The organism is uncultured Roseobacter sp. (assembly GCF_947501835.1).
Lineage (GTDB): Bacteria > Pseudomonadota > Alphaproteobacteria > Rhodobacterales > Rhodobacteraceae > Roseobacter.
In genome coordinates, this window is the sequence record NZ_CANMXR010000007.1 from 82,561 (window position 1) to 101,657 (window position 19,097).

18 protein-coding genes are annotated in these 19,097 nt (G+C 58.8%); 13 read left to right on the top strand and 5 right to left on the bottom strand.

Annotated features, from left to right (window positions below; genetic code table 11):
* Positions 1-45 precede the first annotated feature (45 nt).
* Genes Q1A20_RS15265 through Q1A20_RS15275 form a run of 3 tightly spaced genes read left to right on the top strand, consistent with a single transcriptional unit; the run spans position 46 to position 3,229 of the window.
* Positions 46-1,140 (top strand): Gfo/Idh/MocA family oxidoreductase, encoded by a 1,095-nt coding sequence (locus Q1A20_RS15265; RefSeq protein WP_299917428.1) that lies wholly within the window; start codon positions 46-48, stop codon positions 1,138-1,140.
* A gap of 28 nt (positions 1,141-1,168) precedes the next feature.
* Positions 1,169-2,062, top strand: a complete 894-nt coding sequence (locus Q1A20_RS15270) for a TIM barrel protein (RefSeq protein ID WP_299917431.1) — start codon at positions 1,169-1,171, stop codon at positions 2,060-2,062.
* 12 nt (positions 2,063-2,074) lie between these two features.
* On the top strand, positions 2,075-3,229 hold the full coding sequence (locus Q1A20_RS15275; protein WP_299917434.1) for a Gfo/Idh/MocA family oxidoreductase: 1,155 nt from the start codon (positions 2,075-2,077) through the stop codon (positions 3,227-3,229).
* Positions 3,230-3,235: 6 nt separating this feature from the next.
* Here the strand turns inward: Q1A20_RS15275 and Q1A20_RS15280 are convergent, their stop codons facing one another.
* Positions 3,236-4,234 carry a LacI family DNA-binding transcriptional regulator gene (locus Q1A20_RS15280; protein WP_298970616.1) on the bottom strand — a complete coding sequence of 333 codons (999 nt, stop codon included), beginning with the start codon at positions 4,232-4,234 and terminating at the stop codon, positions 3,236-3,238.
* Between the two features lie 185 nt (positions 4,235-4,419).
* Here Q1A20_RS15280 and Q1A20_RS15285 point away from each other — a divergent pair, with 185 nt between their 5' ends.
* The 5 genes from Q1A20_RS15285 (at position 4,420) to Q1A20_RS15305 (ending at position 8,490) form a co-directional block, all read left to right on the top strand.
* On the top strand, positions 4,420-5,370 hold the full coding sequence (locus Q1A20_RS15285) for a sugar ABC transporter substrate-binding protein (protein WP_298970618.1): 951 nt from the start codon (positions 4,420-4,422) through the stop codon (positions 5,368-5,370).
* Between the two features lie 77 nt (positions 5,371-5,447).
* Entirely contained in the window at positions 5,448-6,560 is a 1,113-nt protein-coding gene (locus tag Q1A20_RS15290; protein WP_299917437.1) for an ABC transporter permease, read from the top strand.
* Positions 6,560-7,339 (top strand): ATP-binding cassette domain-containing protein, encoded by a 780-nt coding sequence (locus Q1A20_RS15295; protein WP_298970623.1) that lies wholly within the window; start codon positions 6,560-6,562, stop codon positions 7,337-7,339. Before Q1A20_RS15290 ends, Q1A20_RS15295 begins: the two co-directional genes overlap by 1 nt.
* A gap of 492 nt (positions 7,340-7,831) precedes the next feature.
* A complete protein-coding gene (locus Q1A20_RS15300) occupies positions 7,832-8,146 on the top strand; it encodes a hypothetical protein (RefSeq protein WP_299917440.1) in 315 nt (104 codons plus the stop codon).
* Positions 8,147-8,148: 2 nt separating this feature from the next.
* Positions 8,149-8,490 (top strand): hypothetical protein, encoded by a 342-nt coding sequence (locus Q1A20_RS15305; protein ID WP_298970626.1) that lies wholly within the window; start codon positions 8,149-8,151, stop codon positions 8,488-8,490.
* Between the two features lie 61 nt (positions 8,491-8,551).
* On the opposite strand, the gene Q1A20_RS15310 is transcribed toward Q1A20_RS15305, so the two are convergent.
* Positions 8,552-8,956 (bottom strand): hypothetical protein, encoded by a 405-nt coding sequence (locus Q1A20_RS15310; RefSeq protein WP_298970628.1) that lies wholly within the window; start codon positions 8,954-8,956, stop codon positions 8,552-8,554.
* A gap of 94 nt (positions 8,957-9,050) precedes the next feature.
* Here Q1A20_RS15310 and Q1A20_RS15315 point away from each other — a divergent pair, with 94 nt between their 5' ends.
* Both Q1A20_RS15315 and Q1A20_RS15320 read left to right on the top strand, forming a co-directional pair.
* Positions 9,051-9,830: a peptidoglycan-binding domain-containing protein gene (locus tag Q1A20_RS15315; RefSeq protein ID WP_299917443.1), complete on the top strand. Its 780-nt coding sequence runs from the start codon at positions 9,051-9,053 to the stop codon at positions 9,828-9,830.
* A gap of 282 nt (positions 9,831-10,112) precedes the next feature.
* Complete coding sequence (locus Q1A20_RS15320; protein ID WP_298970632.1) at positions 10,113-11,141, top strand: extracellular solute-binding protein; 1,029 nt, start codon at positions 10,113-10,115, stop codon at positions 11,139-11,141.
* Positions 11,142-11,244: 103 nt separating this feature from the next.
* Here the strand turns inward: Q1A20_RS15320 and Q1A20_RS15325 are convergent, their stop codons facing one another.
* Positions 11,245-11,706, bottom strand: coding sequence for an Lrp/AsnC family transcriptional regulator (locus Q1A20_RS15325; RefSeq protein ID WP_299502981.1), 462 nt, complete (start codon positions 11,704-11,706; stop codon positions 11,245-11,247).
* Positions 11,707-11,846: 140 nt separating this feature from the next.
* On the opposite strand from Q1A20_RS15325, the gene Q1A20_RS15330 reads away from it, so the two are divergent.
* The 3 genes from Q1A20_RS15330 to Q1A20_RS15340 all read left to right on the top strand — a co-directional run bounded on the left by Q1A20_RS15330 (position 11,847) and on the right by Q1A20_RS15340 (position 17,202).
* Complete coding sequence (locus Q1A20_RS15330) at positions 11,847-15,299, top strand: indolepyruvate ferredoxin oxidoreductase family protein (protein WP_299917446.1); 3,453 nt, start codon at positions 11,847-11,849, stop codon at positions 15,297-15,299.
* Positions 15,300-15,379: 80 nt separating this feature from the next.
* Entirely contained in the window at positions 15,380-16,366 is a 987-nt protein-coding gene (locus tag Q1A20_RS15335; RefSeq protein ID WP_299405685.1) for a sugar phosphate isomerase/epimerase, read from the top strand.
* The gene (locus Q1A20_RS15340; protein ID WP_299405682.1) at positions 16,363-17,202 is read left to right on the top strand and encodes a PfkB family carbohydrate kinase; all 840 of its coding nucleotides are present in this window, start codon (positions 16,363-16,365) and stop codon (positions 17,200-17,202) included. The genes Q1A20_RS15335 and Q1A20_RS15340 overlap by 4 nt, the downstream gene beginning before the upstream one ends.
* Here the strand turns inward: Q1A20_RS15340 and Q1A20_RS15345 are convergent.
* Positions 17,187-18,029: an amidohydrolase gene (locus Q1A20_RS15345; RefSeq protein WP_299917450.1), complete on the bottom strand. Its 843-nt coding sequence runs from the start codon at positions 18,027-18,029 to the stop codon at positions 17,187-17,189. The genes Q1A20_RS15340 and Q1A20_RS15345 overlap by 16 nt on opposite strands.
* A complete protein-coding gene (locus Q1A20_RS15350) occupies positions 18,026-19,054 on the bottom strand; it encodes an aldo/keto reductase (RefSeq protein ID WP_299917453.1) in 1,029 nt (342 codons plus the stop codon). Before Q1A20_RS15350 ends, Q1A20_RS15345 begins: the two co-directional genes overlap by 4 nt.
* Between the last annotated feature and the right edge of the window lie 43 nt (positions 19,055-19,097).

The window sequence follows — 19,097 nt, forward strand, 5'->3', positions numbered from 1 at the left end:
TGCAACCGGTTGCAAATTGAATTTCGAAATTGGGAGAACCCTGCGATGCCACAGATCGGAATTGGTATCCTTGGCGGTGGCTACATGGGCAAGGCGCATGCGGTCGCCATGTCGGCGGTTGGCGCGGTTTTCAACACCACCCTGCGGCCAAAGCTGGAAATGGTCTGCGCCTCAAGCGGTGAGAGCGCCGAGAAATACCGGGTCGCTTACGGGTTCGAACGCGCAACCGATGAGTGGCGCATTCTGGTCAATGACCCGAAAGTGGAGGCCATCGTCATCGCCTCTCCCCAAGAAACGCACCGCGCGGTTGCCGAGGCGGCTTTTGCGCTTGGCAAGCCGGTGTTCTGTGAAAAACCCCTTGGCGCATCGCTGGAAGATAGCCATGCGATGGTCGCCGCGGCGCAGGCTGCGGGTGTGCCAAATATGGTGGGGTTCAACTATATCCGCACGCCCGCCAGCCAGTTTGCCCGCCAGTTGATTGCCGCGGGTGAGATCGGCGAGATCACCTGGTTTCGGGGGGAGCACACAGAAGATTTTTACGCGGATCCGCACGCGCCCGCGACCTGGCGCACGACCGGGCAAGCCAACGGCACGATGGGGGATCTGGCCCCGCACATGGTGAATGCGGCGCTGGCCCTGATGGGACCGATCACGCGGGTGATGGCCGAGGTCGAGACCGTGCATGTCACGCGCCCGGGCGGCACGGTCACCAACGATGATCATGCGCAAATGATGTGCCGCTTTGCCAATGGCGCGATGGGGCAGATGTATTTCAGCCGCATCGCGACGGGTCGCAAGATGGGCTATGCCTATGAAATATCAGGTACAAAGGGTGCCATTCGCTTTGATCAGGAAGACCAGAACGCGATCTGGCTCTACCGGATGGAGGGCCCGGAAGCGGAGCGCGGTTTCACCAAGATCCTGACCGGTCCCGCCCATCCGGACTACCTGCCGTTTTGCCAGGGACCGGGCCATGGCACGGGGTATCAGGACCAGATCATCATCGAGGCGCGCGATTTTCTGCACGCGATCGAGACCGGCGAAAAAGTCTGGCCGAGTTTCGCGGATGGTCATGAAGTGAACATCGTGATCGACGCGGCATTGCGCTCTGCGCGGTCTGAAAAATGGCAAGACGTGTGAACAACCTGAGCATGGGAGAAGCTTGTACATGAACATCAGAATTGGCAATGCGCCCTGTTCCTGGGGGGTCGAGTTTGCGGATGATGCGCGCAATCCGACGTGGCAATCAGTGCTCAAGGACTGCGCGGCAGCAGGCTACAAAGGCATTGAATTGGGGCCTGTCGGGTTCATGCCCGAGGACCCGGCGGTCCTGGCGGATGCTCTGTCCGAGCATGATCTTGAGCTGATCGGCGGCGTTGTTTTCCGCCCGTTCCACGATCCGGCTGCTTGGGATGATGTGCTTGATGGTGCGGTGCGGACCTGCAAGGCATTGACCGCCCATGGCGCGAAACATCTGGTCCTGATCGATTCCATTTCACCACGGCGCGCGCCCACGGCCGGGCGTGTGGCGGAGGCTGAGCAAATGGACGCGACCGAGTGGTCGGCCTACCGCGAACGCATCGCAACCATTGCGCGCATGGGGGCCGAAGACTACGGGCTGACGGTGGGCATCCATGCCCATGCTGCGGGCTTTATGGACTTCGAGCCGGAGCTGGAGCGGCTGCTGGAGGAAGTGGACGAGACCATCCTCAAGATCTGCTTTGACACCGGTCATCATTCCTACGCTGGCTTCGATCCGGTGGCTTTCATGAAGCGGCATATCGACCGTATTTCCTATATGCATTTCAAGGACATCGATCCAGCGGTCAAAGCCGATGTGATCCGCAAACGCACCGGGTTCTATGACGCCTGCGGGCAGGGCATCTTCTGCAATCTGGGGCAGGGTGATGTTGATTTTCCCGCCGTCCGGCAGGTGCTGGTGGAGGCCGGGTTTAAAGGGTGGTGCACGGTAGAACAGGACTGCGATCCGACATTGGATCCCGATCCCATCGGGGATGCCCGCGCAAATCGTGAATATCTTGAAACCATTGGTTTTAAATAAGGAAACCGAACCATGGCAAAGTTGAAATGGGGGATGATCGGCGGCGGTGAAGGCAGCCAGATCGGGCCGGCGCATCGTCTGGGCGCGGGTCTGGACGGAGCCTTTGAATTTGCTGCGGGTGCATTGGATCACCGGCCCGAGGCGGGCATCGACTATGGCCGTCGCATGGGGCTTGGGAATCGCGCCTATGGCAGCTGGCAGGACATGTTGGAAGGCGAACGCGCGCGTGAAGATCGGGTCGATCTGGTGACGGTCGCCACGCCCAATGCCACGCATTTCGAGATCACCAAATCCTTTCTGGAAAGCGGCTTTCATGTGCTCTGCGAAAAGCCCATGACCATGACCGTCGAAGAAGGCGAAGAGATCGTGAAGATTGCCGCCGCGACCGGCAATATCTGCGCGGTGAACTACGGCTATTCGGGCTATTCGCTGGTGCGCCATATGAAGGCGATGGTGGCGCGCGGCGACATCGGCAAGGTGCGTCTGGTCAAGGCTGAATTCGCCCACGGCCATCACGCGGATGCCGCAGATGCGGACAACCCGCGGGTGCGCTGGCGCTATGATCCGGCGCAGGCGGGCGTGTCGGCGCAATTTGCCGATTGTGGCATTCACGCGATGCATATGGCATCCTTTGTCTGTGGTCAGGAGGTGACGCGGCTGAGCGCCGATATGGTGTCCTGCATCGATGTGCGCGTGCTCGAAGATGACGCAATGGTCAATTTCCGCATGGAGGGCGGGGCCGTGGGGCGGCTCTGGACGTCGTCCATCGCGCTGGGACGTCAGCATGGTTTGACGCTGCAGGTGTTTGGCGAGACCGGCGGCTTGCGGTGGGCGCAGGAGCATCCGAACCAGCTCTATCATATGCCGCTGAACGGGCGATTGCAGGTGATTGAGCGGGGTGAGGGCAACCTCTCCCCCGAAGCGGATCGCACCAGTCGCGTGACGGTTGGGCACACCGAAGGCATGCCGCTCGCCTTTGCCAATATCTACAGCGATCTGGCCGAAGCGATCCGGGCGCAGAAGGAAGGTCGCCCGATGGACCCGGCGGCAAATCTCTATCCGCGCGCGGAGGATGGTCTGCGGTCGATGGCGGCGGTTTATGCGGTGGCAGCATCGGGTAAACAGGACGGGGCCTGGCTGGATGCCCGCCCGCCGATGTTCAGGTAACGTCGTTCAGGGGAGGGGCCTCAGGGTCCCTCGTTCGATGACGGAACAGGGAAAGATGCGCGCCTCCGGGTAGCGGTCTGGCTCATCCAGCATCGCCACCATCAGCTCGATGGAGGAGGTCACGATTTGCCGGATGGGCTGGTGGATCGTGGTCAGGTCGATGTTTTGCCAGCGCGCCATTTCCATGTCGTTCAACCCGATGATGCCGATATCATCGGGCACCTTCAGCCCGCTTTCGGTAATCGCGGATAGAACGCCAATCGACAGCACATCATCCCCGCAAAAATACGCTTCCGCCGGGGTGGTTTCCAGCAGGCGCAGCATTTCGCGGCGTCCGGCGTCAAAGGAATAGGCATCCGCAAAGGAATGGCTTGTTTCGACCTCGGGGTGCGCGTTCAGCACATCGAAAAACCCGGTGTACCGATCCTGGGTCGAGGTGGCGCTTTGCGGACCACCCAGAAAGGCCAGCCTGCGATACCCCCGCGCAATCAGTGTCCGCGCGGCCATGCGCCCGCATTCCACGTTGTCGATGCCGACAACATGGACCTGAGGCGTGCTCGAAGAGCGCCCGAAGCTGTGCACAACCGGCACGCCCGCGTCCCGAAAGGCGCGCGCAAAGCCGGGTGGCAAGGTGGAGGAGGCAACAACCGCACCGTCGACGGAATACTGCCGCAGCATCCGAACGGAGGCTTCGGGATCGGTCTCGTCAGACAGGTTGACCAGCAGGGGGCGCAATCCGCGATCCTGCAATCCGCGGGTGAAGAGGTCGAAAACCTGCAGGAAAATCGGGTTGTGAAAGTTGTTCGACACAAGCCCGATCAGCTTGGTGCGCCCGGTGGTCAAAGAGGAGGCGAGCGCATTTGGGCTGTACCCCAATTCACGCGCGGCTTTCTCAACCTTGCGGCGCATTTTCTCGGAGACCGACGCCCCATCGGTGAAGGCGCGCGACACCGCAGACCGGGAAACCCCGGCGCGTTCTGCAACCTCTTTCAATGTAATGGCCATCGTCTCTCGTCCGTTCCCTTTGGCGTTCTGCGTCTGCCGCGCAGCCATACGCTTGCGGTAGTATGAAATTCAAAGAGTATTTTTGCAACCGGTTGCAAAAAAACGGAGGGTGTGCTTAGCTTGAGTCGGAGAGGCGGCGCAGGTCGCTCTTTTGCCATGAGAACGGTGATCCTTGGGAGGACAATATGACTTCATTGATGAAGAAACTGGTGTTGGCGACAGCAATTGTTGCGGCCCCCTTCATGACCGCGCAGACAGCCGCGGCAGAAGGTGAGAAATACATTCTGGTCAGCCACGCGCCGGACAGCGACACCTGGTGGAACACGATCAAGAACGGTATCGCACTGGCCGGTGAGCAAGTGGGCGCCGAGGTCGAGTACCGTAACCCGCCGACAGGTGACATTGCCGATATGGCACGCATCATCGAGCAGGCCACCGCATCCGGCCCGGATGGGATCATCACGACGCTGGCGGACTTCGACGTGCTGAAAGGGCCGATCACGGCCGCCGTCGATCAGGGGATCGACGTGATCATCATGAACACCGGCACACCGGAACAGGCCCGGGAAATCGGGGCGCTGATGTATGTGGGTCAGCCTGAATATGACGCAGGCTTTGCCGCTGGTCAGCGGGCCAAGGATGAGGGGGTGACCAATTTCCTCTGCGTGAACCACGCCATCCAGCAGCCCACGGTGGGCGAACGCTGCCGAGGCTATGCGGATGGCCTGGGCATTGATCTTGGCAGTTCGATGATGGACAGCGGCACCGACCCGTCCGAGATCAAGAACAAGGTTCTGGCCTATCTCTCGGCAAATCCTGATGTCGACGGCATTCTGACGCTGGGTCCGGTCTCTGCTGATCCGACCATTGCCGCGCTGCAGGAAAACGGCATGGCCGGTGACATCCATTTCGGCACCTTCGATCTGGGCGAGGAAATCGTCAAAGGCATCAAGGACGGCACCATCAACTGGGGCATCGACCAACAGCCTTTCCTGCAGGCCTATATGCCTGTTGTCATCCTTGCCAACTGGGATCGCTATGGCGTGCTGCCCGGCAATAACATCAACTCCGGCCCGGGTTTCGTCACCAAGGACGCATTGGCCAAAGTGGAAGAGTTTGCCGGCGAATTCCGGTGATCTGATCCCAAAACCACAGGCGGCCTTCCTGTCCGGGGGGCCGCCTTTTTCCAATTCTGCAAGCTGAGGGACACGCTATGGCAGAGACCACGCAAACAGACGAGCGGATCAAGGAGATATCCCCGCTGCGCCGCGCCCTGATCCGTCCGGAACTGGGTGGCATTGTCGGAACCTTTGCCGTCTTCACACTCTTTGCACTTTTTGCATTCGACAGCGGGATGTTTAACAGCCAGGGCGTGATGAACTGGTCGATTGTTTCGGCGCAATTCATGATCATTGCCGTCGGCGCCTGCCTGCTGATGATTTCCGGCGAGTTCGATCTTAGCGTCGGGTCGATGATCGGTTTCGCCGGTATGATGATCGCCGTGTTCGGCGTCGTTCTGGCCTGGCCGATGTGGATCGCGATCATCATCACTTTCGTGATCTGCTGTACGCTTGGGGCGCTCAACGGCTGGATCGTGGTGCGTACGGGCCTGCCCAGCTTCATTGTGACGCTGGCCTTCCTGTTTATCCTGCGGGGCTTCACCATCTACATCCCGCAAACCATTGAGCGCAAAACCATCATCGGCGGCATTCGTGACGCAGCCGAAGGCGATTGGCTGGCGCCGATCTTCGGTGGTAAAATCGGCCAACCGGTTTTCCAATGGCTCGGCGATATGGGTATCATCGGCGTTTTTGAACGCGGCAGCCGGGCAGGTCAGCCGGTTGTCGATGGCATCCCCATGCTGATTATCTGGGCGATCATCCTGATCGTCTTTGGCCACATTCTGTTGACGCGCACACGGTTCGGCAACTGGATTTTCGCTGCCGGGGGGGACGCCGAAGCGGCCCGAAATTCCGGTGTGCCGGTCAACAAGGTAAAAGTCCTCATGTTCATGTTCACCGCCTTCTGTGCGACCGTTTTCGCGGTATGCCAGGTGATGGAATTTGGCTCGGCGGGGGCGGATCGCGGCCTGCTGAAGGAGTTCGAGGCGATCATCGCCGTGGTCATCGGCGGCGCGCTGCTGACGGGCGGCTATGGCTCGGTGATCGGGGCGGCCCTGGGCGCGCTGATCTTCGGCGTCGTCCAGCAGGGGCTGTTTTTTGCGGGCGTTGAGTCGAGCCTGTTTAGAGTGTTCTTAGGTGTCATCTTGCTCTTTGCGGTGATCCTGAACACCTACATCCGCCGCATCATCACGGGAGAACGCTAATGGCCGATCCAATCATCCAGATGAAGGACATCGAAAAGCACTTTGGCAGCGTGATTGCCTTGGCGGGCGTGTCGGTCGATGTCTTCGCCGGTGAATGCCATTGCTTGCTGGGCGACAATGGCGCGGGCAAATCGACCTTCATTAAGACCATGTCCGGGGTGCATAAACCAACCGCGGGCGAGATCATCTTCGAAGGCAAGCCGCTTGATTTTGCCGATCCGCGTGACGCGATGGCAGCGGGTATCGCGACGGTACACCAGCATCTGTCGATGATCCCGCTGATGTCGGTCAGCCGGAATTTCTTCATGGGCAACGAACCCGTAAAGAAAATCGGTCCCATCGACTTTTTCGATCACGACTATGCCAACCGCGTTACCATGGAAGAGATGCGCAAGATGGGGATCAACCTGCGCGGGCCGGATCAGGCGGTGGGCACCCTCTCTGGCGGCGAACGCCAGACCGTGGCCATTGCCCGCGCCGTGCATTTCGGTGCCAAGGTTCTGATCCTGGATGAGCCAACCAGCGCGCTGGGGGTGCGGCAAACCGCGAACGTGTTGGCGACCATCGACAAGGTGCGCAAACAGGGCATCGCGGTGGTCTTCATCACGCATAACGTCCGCCACGCAATGGCGGTGGGGGACCGTTTCACCGTCCTCAATCGTGGGCAAACGCTGGGCACGGCAGAGCGTGGAGACATCACGCCTGAGGAGTTGCAGGATATGATGGCCGGGGGGCAGGAGATGGTCGAGCTTGAAGGGAGCCTCGGCGGTACCGTCTGAGTTTTCGATCTGCACAAAAACACAGTCACGCACCTCGTGGCGGTGTTTTGTTTTGCGGTTCCCATGCTCTTTGCTGTGCGATTTCAATCCCGCTGCATGGGTGTGATCTGAACGATAGTGTGTTTGTGAAAATTGTTTTTTATCAGATGTTTGAGGTCATTTTCTGCCCCTTCTGACTTTGCCAAGAAAGCCACGCCATACGACCGACAAAAAACGCCAGTCTTGACAGGTCCAGCTTCATGTTCTCTTTTAGGTAGCATCCCAAGCTTTTTTTCTGGGACCGTATTTTTTATCATATCCGCCCATTTTTTATTTCGGCGGAACACATTTTAGGGGGTTTACGCGATGAATTTGAGGCGAGTCCCAATTCGTTTGATTGCACTGTTTGGGCTGGTTTTCGCACTATTGATTGGGTGCGACCGACTGGCAGATCCCTATTCCGCTGAAGCCTACAAACAGGCAACTTCGCTGAAAGCGCGCAGCCTTGCGCTCGTGGCCAAGGGCACGGAAAGCTATTCAAAACACGAACAGACCGCTGACCTACTCTTAATTGATGCGGCGTCTGCTCATGAATTCGCCAAGGGTCGGGGCAACGAGGCAGCGCAATCTGCGGCCAAGCAATGGGCCATCATTGTGGACCCTGATGGCGGGTCGCTGGCGGATTTCGTCAATCAGTGGCGCAAGGCGCCGGGTGGCAAGATGAGCAAGTTTTTTGTTGAAGAATTTTCATCCGTACTGGCGCTCCAGTTCGATCGGATCATCGAACTTGAAACGGGACGCAAGGCAGCGGGTAATGTGGAGGGCTGATAATGCCTAATCTAGACGATGTGTGGGATACCTTTTCGAATTCGGTAAAGGACGGTGCTGGCGAACTGGCGCAGAACCTGTTTCAGGAATGGAAAGACCCGGCCAAGGAAGACGCGTCTGAGTTTATCGAGATGACGCGGGAAAAACTGCCAAAATGGACAAAGGCGCTGGCGCAGGGTCACCTGACCAAAAGCGAATTCAACCTGCTGATCCGCAGCCTCGAGGGCCTGGCTGAGTTGAATGCGTTGAAGGCAAAAGGCCTTGCGAAACAGAAGCTTGAACAATTTCGTGTCGGGCTGATCAGCCTTGTGGTCAACGCAGCCGTTGGCGCGGTCGGGCTCTAGCGCGCCGTCTCATCCGTGCCCGGGTCGAGCAGACGCGACCGGCAAGGCGATCACACCGCAATTATTGGGTGTCGGAAGAGAGGATCGCGGGGTCTAGGTTGTATTTTTCCAGCCAGTCCATAGCGGGCATGTCCGTCGAGCCAAAGTCAAACTCGGAGAGTTCAGTCATGTCACTGATTTTCGCCAGCGCGCAGAACGCATCGCTTTCATACGCTGCCTCTGAAGCGCCGGTACCGATTTCCAAAACCGTCCCATCCGCTTCGGTCACCGTGCCGCAGACAAAAGCCCAATCGTCGGACTGGTTCTGCATCTCAATCTTGACGGCCACGGGGCGGTCAATCTGGCGCGACGCAGCCTCCGAAATCAGCGCTTCGACCGTGACAGGGTCCGGACGCATCCACCAGACCGCAGCGCCCAGCACGCCCACGCCAATGAGCAAAATCAGGAATTTTCGAGATGTCGCCATAGCATAAGAACGTTCGGTTGAGTGAGGAGGTCGCAATTTTTGACCTCTATTCAAGAACCAAATCCAATTCAATTCAAAAATATGAGGTCCAACGATGTATACTTTTGACAACGACATTTCTCAACTGGCCAATTGGATCGAGAAAGAAGTCGCCTTTCCCGGCAATATCGCATCCGGCAAGCGTGGCACCGCGGCGCGGCGCGTTCAGGAATGGCTTTGCCTGCACAACCATCAGGTATCGATTGACGCCGATTTCGGCGGCGTAACCAAGGACGCGGTTCAGGATTTCCAGTCTGCAAGCCGCCTGCCGGTCACAGGCGTCGTAGATGAAGCGACCCACAATAAATTTGTCGCCCCGATGCTCCGCACGCTCAGCCCCAAGATCAAGAAGAACATGAGTTATTCTGACACCGTGATCGCCTACGCCAAGGCGCATCTTAAAGAGCATCCTTTGGAAGTTGGCGGGGCCAATCGCGGGCCCTGGGTGCGCATGTATATGAAAGGGAACGAGGGCAAGCCCTGGGCGTGGTGCGCCGGGTTCACGACATTCTGCATGCAACAGGCCTGTGAAATGCTCAATCTCCCCATGCCGATCAAGGGCTCCTTCTCCTGCGATTCGCTTGCAGCACAGGCCAAGAGCGCCGGATTGTTCTTGCGCGAACGGGATGCGACCGCCAGCACTGTGCCCGCGGGTTCGCTCTTTCTGGTGCGCCGCACCTCAACGGATTGGACACACGTCGGGTTGGTCACCAAGGCGGAAGCCTCCTCGTTTCAGACCCTTGAGGGCAATACCAACGATGACGGCGACCGCGAGGGCTATGAGGTCTGCGCCCGCCGCCGGGGCTATGGCAAGAAGGACTTTGTTGTTTTCTGATCTACCGATTGGCTGATCTGACAGAACCGGACATATCGCGCGCATCATGTAGCATTTCATCGCTGCAGCATGCGCGCGTGTTTTTTCACCGCCAGATCGGGACCACCTGACCGGATCACAAAAGTTGGCGTTTATGGACGCTGCTTTTGCCGATATCGCAATATCTGATTAAAATAATCAGAAAGCGCCCGTTTATCCAAGTATTTTTATCAACAATATTGATTTCCCCCAGGGAATCAGTAATTGAGTAAATTAATAAGGTTTAACCCATGGGAGTTCTCAATGTCGGCAAGATCCACAATTTCACTCACCGCGCTTACTGCAATGGCACTCGGAGGCGCCGCCTCCGTTGCATATGCCGAAGGTGAGGTGAACCTCTATTCGTCGCGCCACTATGACACCGACGAACGGCTTTATTCCGATTTCACCGAAATGACCGGCATCACCATCAACCGCATCGAAGGCAAGGCGGACGAACTGATTGCGCGCATGGAGGCTGAGGGCGCAAATTCACCCGCCGATGTGCTGCTGACCGTGGACACCTCCCGCCTGGAGCGGGCGAAGGATGCCGGTGTTTTGCAATCGATTGAGAGCGCCGTGCTCGAAGAGCGCATCCCTGCCAACCTGCAGGACAGCGACAATCAGTGGTTCGGCTTTTCGCAGCGTGCCCGGATCGTCTTTTACGACAAGGCGGATGTGACCGAACCACCGGTTGACTATGTCTCGCTCGCGGATCCGAAGTACAAGGGCATGGTCTGCCACCGGTCATCGTCGAATGTGTACAGCCAGACCCTGCTGGCCGCCGTGATTGAAAACCACGGGGAAGAGGCGGCGAAGGCCTGGGCACAGGGTGTGGTTGATAATTTTGCGCGCGAACCCGAAGGCGGCGATACCGATCAATTGCGCGGTCTGGTCTCCGGTCAATGTGATATCTCGATTTCCAACACCTACTATTTCGCGCGGGCGCTGCGCAAAGACGTCTCCGGCGTGACCGCTGATGTCGACAAGATCGGGTGGGTTTTCCCGGCTCAGGATGCGGAAGGCGCGCATATGAACCTGTCGGGGGGTGGCGTAGCGGCGAATGCGCCGAACTTGGAAAACGCGATCAAGTTCATGGAATATCTCGCCTCCGATCAGGCGCAGCAGTATTTCTCTGCGGGCAACGATGAATTCCCCGCTGTGCCGGACGTGGCATTGAGTGAAAGCGTGTCCAAACTGGGTGAGTTCAAGCCTGACGCGGTTGACCTCTCCAAGGTCGCGAAAAACGTGCCTGCTGCGCAGAAGATTTTCAATGAAGTGGGCTGGAAGTAATCCACCGATTTCACAATCTATAAAAAGGAGCGTGCCATTGGTGCGCTCTTTTTTTGTCAACTGAAACCCGCTGTTCTGGTCATGGCTAGGGAAACGACGATCCCTAAACCGGCACTTCCGTGGTGTGTTTGATCCGGCGCAGCGCGAAGAGTGTCGATGTGCTGGCGACGCATTTATGCTCTAGCACGCGGCTCATCAGGATGGTTTCGAAATCCGCCATGTCCCGCACCAGCAGATGCAGCAGATAATCCCAATCGCCCGAGATCGAATAAACCTCGACAATTGTAGGCTCAAGCGCCATGGCGCGCTGAAAATCCTGGCGGGATTTGGTGCTTTGGGACGTCATGCGCACCTGGCAGAACACGTCCATACTGCGGCCCACAGCCGCCGGATCGACCAGTCGAACCGTTGCCCCCAAAATCCCCCGATCTTCCAGATTGCGCAACCGTCGCCAGCAGGTCGCGGGCGAGCTGTTGGTTGCTTTTGCAAGCTCTGCCACGCTGCCGGAGGCGTCGCGTTGCAGCAGGGTGAGTAGGCGGGTCTCAAGAGCGTTCAGTAGCTTCATTTATTTCACTTGATGATTAGTATCTGAAATATAGCTATCATTATTCCGCATAACTTGACAAATTTTGAGAGTTTACTCCTGCCATGCCGCGTTAGAATTGCGCGCAACAAATGCCACCTGAAACAGGAAGCGGATTGCGGATGACCGATCAGACCACCATTCTTGAGCACTACGAGCTGGAGGAGCGCTACACACGTACCAACGGCCGGGTTTTCCTGACCGGCACGCAGGCAATCATCCGGATTGCGCTGGATCAGGCCCGGCGCGACCGGGCGCGCGGTCTGGACACCCGCGGATATATATCGGGCTACCGCGGGTCGCCAGTGGGCGGTGTTGATCTTGAGATTGCGCGCAACAAGGATGTCGTTGCAGACGCCGGGATCACCTTTCTACCTGCCATCAACGAAGAGTTTGGCGCGACCCAGATGATCGGCACGCAGCAGGTGGAAACCGATCCGGATAAGGACTGTTTGGGCGTCTTCGGGCTCTGGTACGGCAAGGGGCCGGGGGTGGACCGGGCATCGGATGCGCTCAAACATGGCAATGCTTATGGGTCGTCCCCACATGGCGGTGTGCTGGTGGTGGCTGGCGATGATCACGGCTGTGTTTCCTCGTCCATGCCGCATCAGTCGGACGTCGCCTTCATGAATTTTTTCATGCCGACGATGAATCCGGCAAATGTGGCTGAGTTCCTGCCCTTCGCCGAATGGGGATATGCCCTGTCGCGATATTCCGGCATGTGGGTCGGGTTCAAGGCGATCTCCGAGACCGTCGAGTCGGGCATGTCCTTTGAAGTGCCCGCGGATCGGGATTTCCTGACACCTGATCATGCGATACCGGACACCGGGCTGCATTACCGCTGGCCAGATTTGCCGGGCCCTCAGATCGAAGAGCGCATGGAGGCCAAGAAAGCGGCCACCTTGGCCTTTGCCCGCGCTAATCCCATCGACCGCGTCGAATGGGGCCACGCACATGCCCGGTTTGGTATTGTGACCACCGGAAAATCCCACCTCGACGTGCTGGAAGCGCTGCGATTGTTGGGGATCGACAAGGAGATGGCGGCAGATCTGGGTCTCGATATCTACAAGGTCGGCATGGTCTGGCCGCTGGAGCCGACACGGGCGCTGGACTTCGCACAAGGCAAGCAGGAATTGCTGGTGATCGAGGAAAAGCGCGGGATCATCGAAAGCCAGCTCAAGGAGCACTTTTACGACTTTCCGGGCCAGAAACCGCAACGCATGGTGGGCAAACGGGACGAGAAAGGCGAGCGGCTTGTGCCCTGGACGCATGAATTGGGCGCCGTGATGCTGGCCGAGATCATCGCCAGGCGGCTTGATCAGAACACTCCCGGTCTGAAATTGTCGCAATTGGCGGCAAAAGCGGTCCCGCCGCCAAAACTGATCGATGTCCCCGGTGCGACGCGCACGCCCTATTTCTGCTCAGGCTGCCCGCATAACACCTCCACCAAGGTTCCAGAGGGCAGCGAGGCATTGGCGGGGATCGGCTGCCATTTCATGGCCAGTTGGATGAACCGCGAAACCACGTCGCTGATCCAGATGGGGGGCGAGGGGGTGAATTGGGTCGCCCGGTCCAGGTTCAACGGAAACAAGCATATTTTCCAAAACCTCGGCGAGGGAACCTATTACCATTCTGGCTCTCTGGCGGTGCGCCAGGCCATCGCGGCGGGCACCAATATTACTTATAAAATCCTGTTCAACGATGCGGTGGCGATGACCGGTGGGCAGGGCGTCGACGGGCCCATTTCGGTGCAGGGCATCGCGGCCAGTCTGATTGCAGAAGGCGCGCGAAAGGTCGTAGTTGTTTCCGACCACCCTGAAAACTTCCGACGCGCGGATTTCCCGGCGGGTGTGCGAATCGAACACCGCCGGGAGATGGACCGGATACAACGCGAGCTGCGCGAGATATCGGGCACGACCGTCCTGATTTACCAGCAGACCTGTGCCACCGAAAAACGGCGCTTGCGTAAACGTGGAAAACTGGTGGACCCAAAACGGTTTGCCGTCATCAATCCGCTGGTCTGCGAAGGCTGCGGTGATTGTTCGGTCGAAAGCAATTGCCTGAGCGTTGAGCCATTGGAGACCGAATTTGGCCGCAAGCGGCAGATCAATCTCAACTCCTGCAACAAGGATTTTACCTGTCTCAACGGGTTCTGCCCCAGTTTCGTGACGGTCGAAGGCGGCACGCTCCGCAAACGCGGCAGGGCCTCCGCTGGGGATGCATTTGATCAGCTAAAACGTGATCTTCCGCCACCCGAGATGCCGACGCTGCAAACGCCCTGGGACATTCTGGTGACCGGTGTGGGGGGCACCGGTGTGGTGACCGTCGGGCAGGTGATTGCGATGGCGGCCAATCTGGAAGGGAAGGGCACAACCGTTCTTGATTTCATGGGGTTTGCCCAGAAATTTGGCCCGGTTCTCAGCTATATCCGCATGTCGAACACACCGGAGGGGGTGCATCAGGCAAAGATCGAGCCCGGTTCCGCCGATGCATTGATCGGGTGTGATCTGGTGGTCAGTTCCTCGCCAAAAGCGTCGATGACCTATCGCGCCGGTAAAACGCGCGGGGTCGTCAACACGGCGCTCATGCCGACGGGCGATCTGGTGCAGAACCGCGATGCCGACCTCAGCGCCGCCACGCGGTTGCAGCAGATTGCGCAGGTTCTGGATGCGGATCTGGCCGCGCTGGATGCAAATGCGTTGTCCGAGGCGTTGTTGGGGGACAGCGTATTTGCCAACGTCATGATGCTGGGGGCCGCCTGGCAGGCGGGGTTGGTGCCCTTGAGCGAGGCGGCTTTGATGCGTGCGCTCGATCTGAACGGGGTCAAGCCGGAGCAGAACAAGCAAGCTTTCACCTGGGGGCGGATCGCTGTTCATGCCCCGGATGAAGTGGAGAAAGCAGCCGACCTGCCTTTGAAAAGCGCCGAAACCATCGAGGAATTGATCGCGCTCCGCGCGGCCTTTTTGACGGCCTATCAAAACGACAATTGGGCGGCGCAGTATCTGGATGCGATTGACAGCATAAAACAGGCGGAAACACGGGTGCTGGGCGCGCCGGGAGCGTTGACCCAAGCGGCGGCAAAGGGACTTTTCAAAACCATGTCGTACAAGGATGAATATGAGGTGGCCCGATTGCACAGCGAAACGGGCTTCATCGAAGGTTTATACCAACGTTTTGAGGGCGATTTCAAAGTCTATCATCATCTGGCCCCCCCTCTTATCCCCGCCGGAAAAGACGCACGGGGGCGTCCGCGCAAACGGTCCTTTGGCCCCTGGGTGCGCGGAGGCTTTAGAGTATTGGCGAAAATGAAAGGCTTGCGGGGCACGCGCTGGGATCTCTTTGGCAAGACAAGTGAACGCAAAATGGAGCGGGCGCTGATCGGTGAATATCGTGACCTGCTGGAGCAACTAAAATCTGGGCTGACGCGTGAAAACCATGAAGACGCGGTGCGGATTGCCGGGCTGATCATGGATGTGCGTGGCTTTGGACCCGTCAAGGAAGAGGCCGTGCACAGGATGCGGGCGGCGCTGTCCACCGCCTTGCAGGGATATGGAAAGACCAGCGCAGGGCCTTGATTTGCCTGATCCCTATGACCCTGGACCGGCGCGTGAAATGCAAATTGCCACCCGCTGCGTGTTGTGCGTAGTCTCGGCGCATGACTGCACATGATACGCCCCGTTTCGCCGCCCGCCTGAATGCTTTCAAAATCGGTGCAGATGCCTATTGGCCCGGCAAAAACACGGTCACAACGGCGGACTTGCTGGCGCGGGCGGCCACGGCTGGCCTGAACGCTGCCGATCTCAACTATCCCGATCACTTTGTAAATGACCGACCGGCGGACCTGAAAACCGCCCTGGAGGACAACGGCATGGTGCTGAACGGGATGGCCATGCGCTACTATACCGATCCCGGGTATAAGCTGGGGGCGTTTACCCATCCCGATGCCGCGGTGCGCCGGGCCGCCATCGATGAGACCAAACGCGGCCTTGATGTTCTGGCCGAGATGGGCGGGCGTCTGATGACCCTTTGGATGGGGCAGGACGGTTTCGATTACTCGTTCCAGATGCATTACGCGCAGGCGTGGGACCACACGCTTGCCGCGATGGCCGAAGTGGCCGACCACAATCCAAGCATAGACATTGCGCTGGAATACAAACCCAACGAGCCGCGCGCATTCGCCCTGATGCCGGATGTCGCAACAACCTTGCTCGCGCTCAAGGACATTGGGCGTGCGAATACCGGTGTGACGCTTGATTTTGCCCATGTGCTTTATGCGGATGAAATGCCAGCATTTGCCGCAGCGCTGGTGGCACGGCATGCGCGCATATTGGGGGTGCACCTCAATGATGGTTACGGCAAATGGGACAATGGCCTGATGGTAGGGGCCGTGCATCCCATTCAAACGATTGAGCTTTTGGTGGAGCTTGCGCGGTCCGGCTATGATGGCGCACTCTATTTTGACACCTTCCCCGATCATTCCGGCCTTGATCCGGTCGAAGAGGCGCGCACCAATATCGAGGTGGTGCAGAAACTGCGGGGCATTGCCGCGGGTCTGGTCGGAAACGCAGAATTGCAGGACGCGATTTCACGTCAGAATGCGCCGATGGCCATGCGGATTGTGCAAAACGCGATGCTGGCGTGAGCCTCTTCGTCGTCGGGGCATTGCACCTTGATGTCGTGCTGCGTGCGCCGCATTTGCCGGTGCTGGATGAAACCGTAACCGGCAGGTCGGTTGACTATGTGTTTGGTGGTAAGGGAGGCAATCAGGCGGTTGCCGCCGCACGATTGGGCGCAGAGGTCAGTTTCGCCGGTCGGGCGGGGGCTGACAGTTTTGGCGATATGATCCGCGCGGAGCTGAAAAACGCAGGCCTCGATCACCGCCAGTTGCAAAGCGACGCAGGACCAAGCGGTATGAGTGGGGCCATCGTGGACGATCAGGGCGAGTACGGCGCAGTGATCGTATCGGCGGCAAATCTGAACATCGATGCGGACGCCATTATCGTGCCGGAAAGCACGCAGCTTGTGGTGCTGCAGAATGAAATCCCGCAGGCGGTCAACACGGCGGTTGCGCAAAAAGCCAAGGCGCTCGGCGTTCAGGTCTGGTTGAACGCAGCGCCTGTGCGTGCCTTGCCAGATGCCTTTGTCAGCCTGATCGATTTGATCATCGTGAACCGGGTTGAGGCCGCGGCATATCCATCGCCGGGCGTGCCCCTGCTGGAGACCCTGGGCGCGGACGGCGTGCGCTATGATCGGCAATTCTACCCGGGGCATTCGGTTGATGTGGTATCGACCCATGGGGCAGGGGACATGTTCGTCGGTGCCTTGGCCTCTTGTGTGGTGTCGGGCGCAGATGTCGCCCAGGCGATTTCCTTTGCGCAGGCTGCGGCCGCGCTGCATATTGCCACGCCCTTGCACGCGCGCGCAGACATCACCGCCCGAAAGGTCGAAGATTTTCTGGCGGCTCAGCGCAGCCGGTAAAACCGCACAGCGCTGCCGCCAAATATGTCGGCGCGCTCTGTCGCGCTGAGATGCGCCGTCAGCGCCTGCGCCGTGTCATGCCAGACGTCATATTCCGCCTGCAGCCTGCAGACCGGCCAGTCCGACCCCCACATCACCCGTGCCGGTCCAAACGCGTCGATAACATGTTCTGCGAAGGGGCGCAGGTCCTCGATGGTCCAGCCATCTGCCGCTTCGGTCACCATGCCGGAGAGCTTGCAATACGCACTCGTATCCTTGGCGAGCCGCGTTATTCCCGCAGCCCAGTCAGAGAAGGCCTCCCGGCCCGCCATTGCCTCGTGGATCTGCGGTTTCATCACGTGATCGATCACCACGCGCATCGACGGATAGCGCGCCAGAAGCGTCTGGAAATTTGCCAGATGCTGCGGGAACCCCAACGCGTCGAAGGTCAGGTCCAGATCGACGATCGTCCGATAGGCCCATTGGATTTCATCACGCAGCATCCAGTCGACTTCGGGGATATCCTGGATCATCGGGCGCACGCCGAGAAACTTTGGATGTCTGGCCAACCGTTTCAGGGATGCAAGGTGATAGGTATCATCAAAGTCGATCCAGCCAACGACGCCTTTGACACTCGGGGTGGCATCGGCCAGGCCCAGCATGTATTCGGTCTCCTCCACCGTCGCTGCCGCCTGCACCAGCACCGTGCCATCAATGTCATGACGTGCGAGTGAGGGTGCAAGATCTGCGGGCCAATAGGGCCGGTTCAGGACGGCATTATCCTGCGACATCCAATCATAATCACCCCGTGCGGGTTGCCAGTAGTGTTGGTGCGCGTCGATCTTCACGTCGGCGCATCCTCACGCATCAGACCTTTGGCTTTCAGATCCTCCCAAAGCGCCGATGGGATGTCGGCCTGGGCCGCCGCGAGGTTGCCCTGCATCTCCGACACCCCCTGACCGCCGGGGATGACCGCCACATGGGCCGGGTGCAGCAGCGGGAACTGGAAGGCTGCATCCACCATGCGCACCCCGTGATCTGTGCAGATCGCTTCGATGGCATTCACCCGGTCGATGATTGTCTGCGGCGCCGGATCATAATTGTAATAGGCGCCCGGTTTCGCGCCGGTCGCCAGAATGCCGGAGTTATAGGGCCCACCGGTGACAATCCCGATGCCGCGTTTTTTGCAAAGCGGCAGGAAGCTGTTCAAGGCCTCCTGCTCCAGCAAAGTATAGCGCCCGGCGAGCAGGAAGAGATCGAAATCACCTCGTTCAGCGAGGGTCTGGCAGACCTCCCATTCATTAATGCCGCCGCCAATGGCCTGAATCATCCCCTGATCGCGCAGGCTGATCATCGCGTCATAGCCTCGGCCACCAAAGAATTCCTCGATCCGCATGTCGGAGACTTCCTTCGAGCCGTGGCTGAAGATGCACAGATCATGCACATAAAGAATGTCGATCCTGTCCACCCCCAGCCGCGAAAATGAATGCTCCACCGAGCGCATGACGCCGTCATAGGTATAGTCATAGTGCTCGCGCCGTTGCGGCACCTCGAACCATTTGCCCACGCCTGAGCGATGCTCTGGCGCGCAATGTTGGATCAGGCGACCGACCTTGGTGGACAACACATATTCATCGCGCGGTTTGCCCCGCAGAAACGGGTTCAGACGTGTCTCCGACAGCCCCAGACCGTAGAGCGGCGCGGTATCGAAATAGCGCACACCTCCCGCCCAGGCCGCATCCAGCGTGGCCCGCGCATCCTCATCGGAAATGGCTTTGTAGAGGTTGCCAAGCGGGGCCGTGCCAAAGCCCAGTTCGGTAAATGTCACACCGCCATTGCCAATCCGGTCCCAGTGTCGCGTTTTCAATGCCATGCCGGCCTCCCGTTCTGTTAGCGCCACCCTAACCCAGTTTCCC

Excerpts from the sequence above, each read along its gene's own strand:
- Q1A20_RS15265 (WP_299917428.1), top strand. The coding sequence starts at position 46 with ATGCCACAGATCGGAATTGGTATCCTTGGCGGTGGCTACATGGGCAAG.
- Q1A20_RS15270 (WP_299917431.1), top strand. The coding sequence starts at position 1,169 with ATGAACATCAGAATTGGCAATGCGCCCTGTTCCTGGGGGGTCGAGTTT.
- Q1A20_RS15275 (WP_299917434.1), top strand. The coding sequence starts at position 2,075 with ATGGCAAAGTTGAAATGGGGGATGATCGGCGGCGGTGAAGGCAGCCAG.
- Q1A20_RS15280 (WP_298970616.1), bottom strand. The coding sequence starts at position 4,234 with ATGGCCATTACATTGAAAGAGGTTGCAGAACGCGCCGGGGTTTCCCGG.
- Q1A20_RS15285 (WP_298970618.1), top strand. The coding sequence starts at position 4,420 with ATGACTTCATTGATGAAGAAACTGGTGTTGGCGACAGCAATTGTTGCG.
- Q1A20_RS15290 (WP_299917437.1), top strand. The coding sequence starts at position 5,448 with ATGGCAGAGACCACGCAAACAGACGAGCGGATCAAGGAGATATCCCCG.
- Q1A20_RS15295 (WP_298970623.1), top strand. The coding sequence starts at position 6,560 with ATGGCCGATCCAATCATCCAGATGAAGGACATCGAAAAGCACTTTGGC.
- Q1A20_RS15305 (WP_298970626.1), top strand. The coding sequence starts at position 8,149 with ATGCCTAATCTAGACGATGTGTGGGATACCTTTTCGAATTCGGTAAAG.
- Q1A20_RS15310 (WP_298970628.1), bottom strand. The coding sequence starts at position 8,956 with ATGGCGACATCTCGAAAATTCCTGATTTTGCTCATTGGCGTGGGCGTG.
- Q1A20_RS15315 (WP_299917443.1), top strand. The coding sequence starts at position 9,051 with ATGTATACTTTTGACAACGACATTTCTCAACTGGCCAATTGGATCGAG.
- Q1A20_RS15320 (WP_298970632.1), top strand. The coding sequence starts at position 10,113 with ATGTCGGCAAGATCCACAATTTCACTCACCGCGCTTACTGCAATGGCA.
- Q1A20_RS15325 (WP_299502981.1), bottom strand. The coding sequence starts at position 11,706 with ATGAAGCTACTGAACGCTCTTGAGACCCGCCTACTCACCCTGCTGCAA.
- Q1A20_RS15330 (WP_299917446.1), top strand. The coding sequence starts at position 11,847 with ATGACCGATCAGACCACCATTCTTGAGCACTACGAGCTGGAGGAGCGC.
- Q1A20_RS15335 (WP_299405685.1), top strand. The coding sequence starts at position 15,380 with ATGACTGCACATGATACGCCCCGTTTCGCCGCCCGCCTGAATGCTTTC.
- Q1A20_RS15350 (WP_299917453.1), bottom strand. The coding sequence starts at position 19,054 with ATGGCATTGAAAACGCGACACTGGGACCGGATTGGCAATGGCGGTGTG.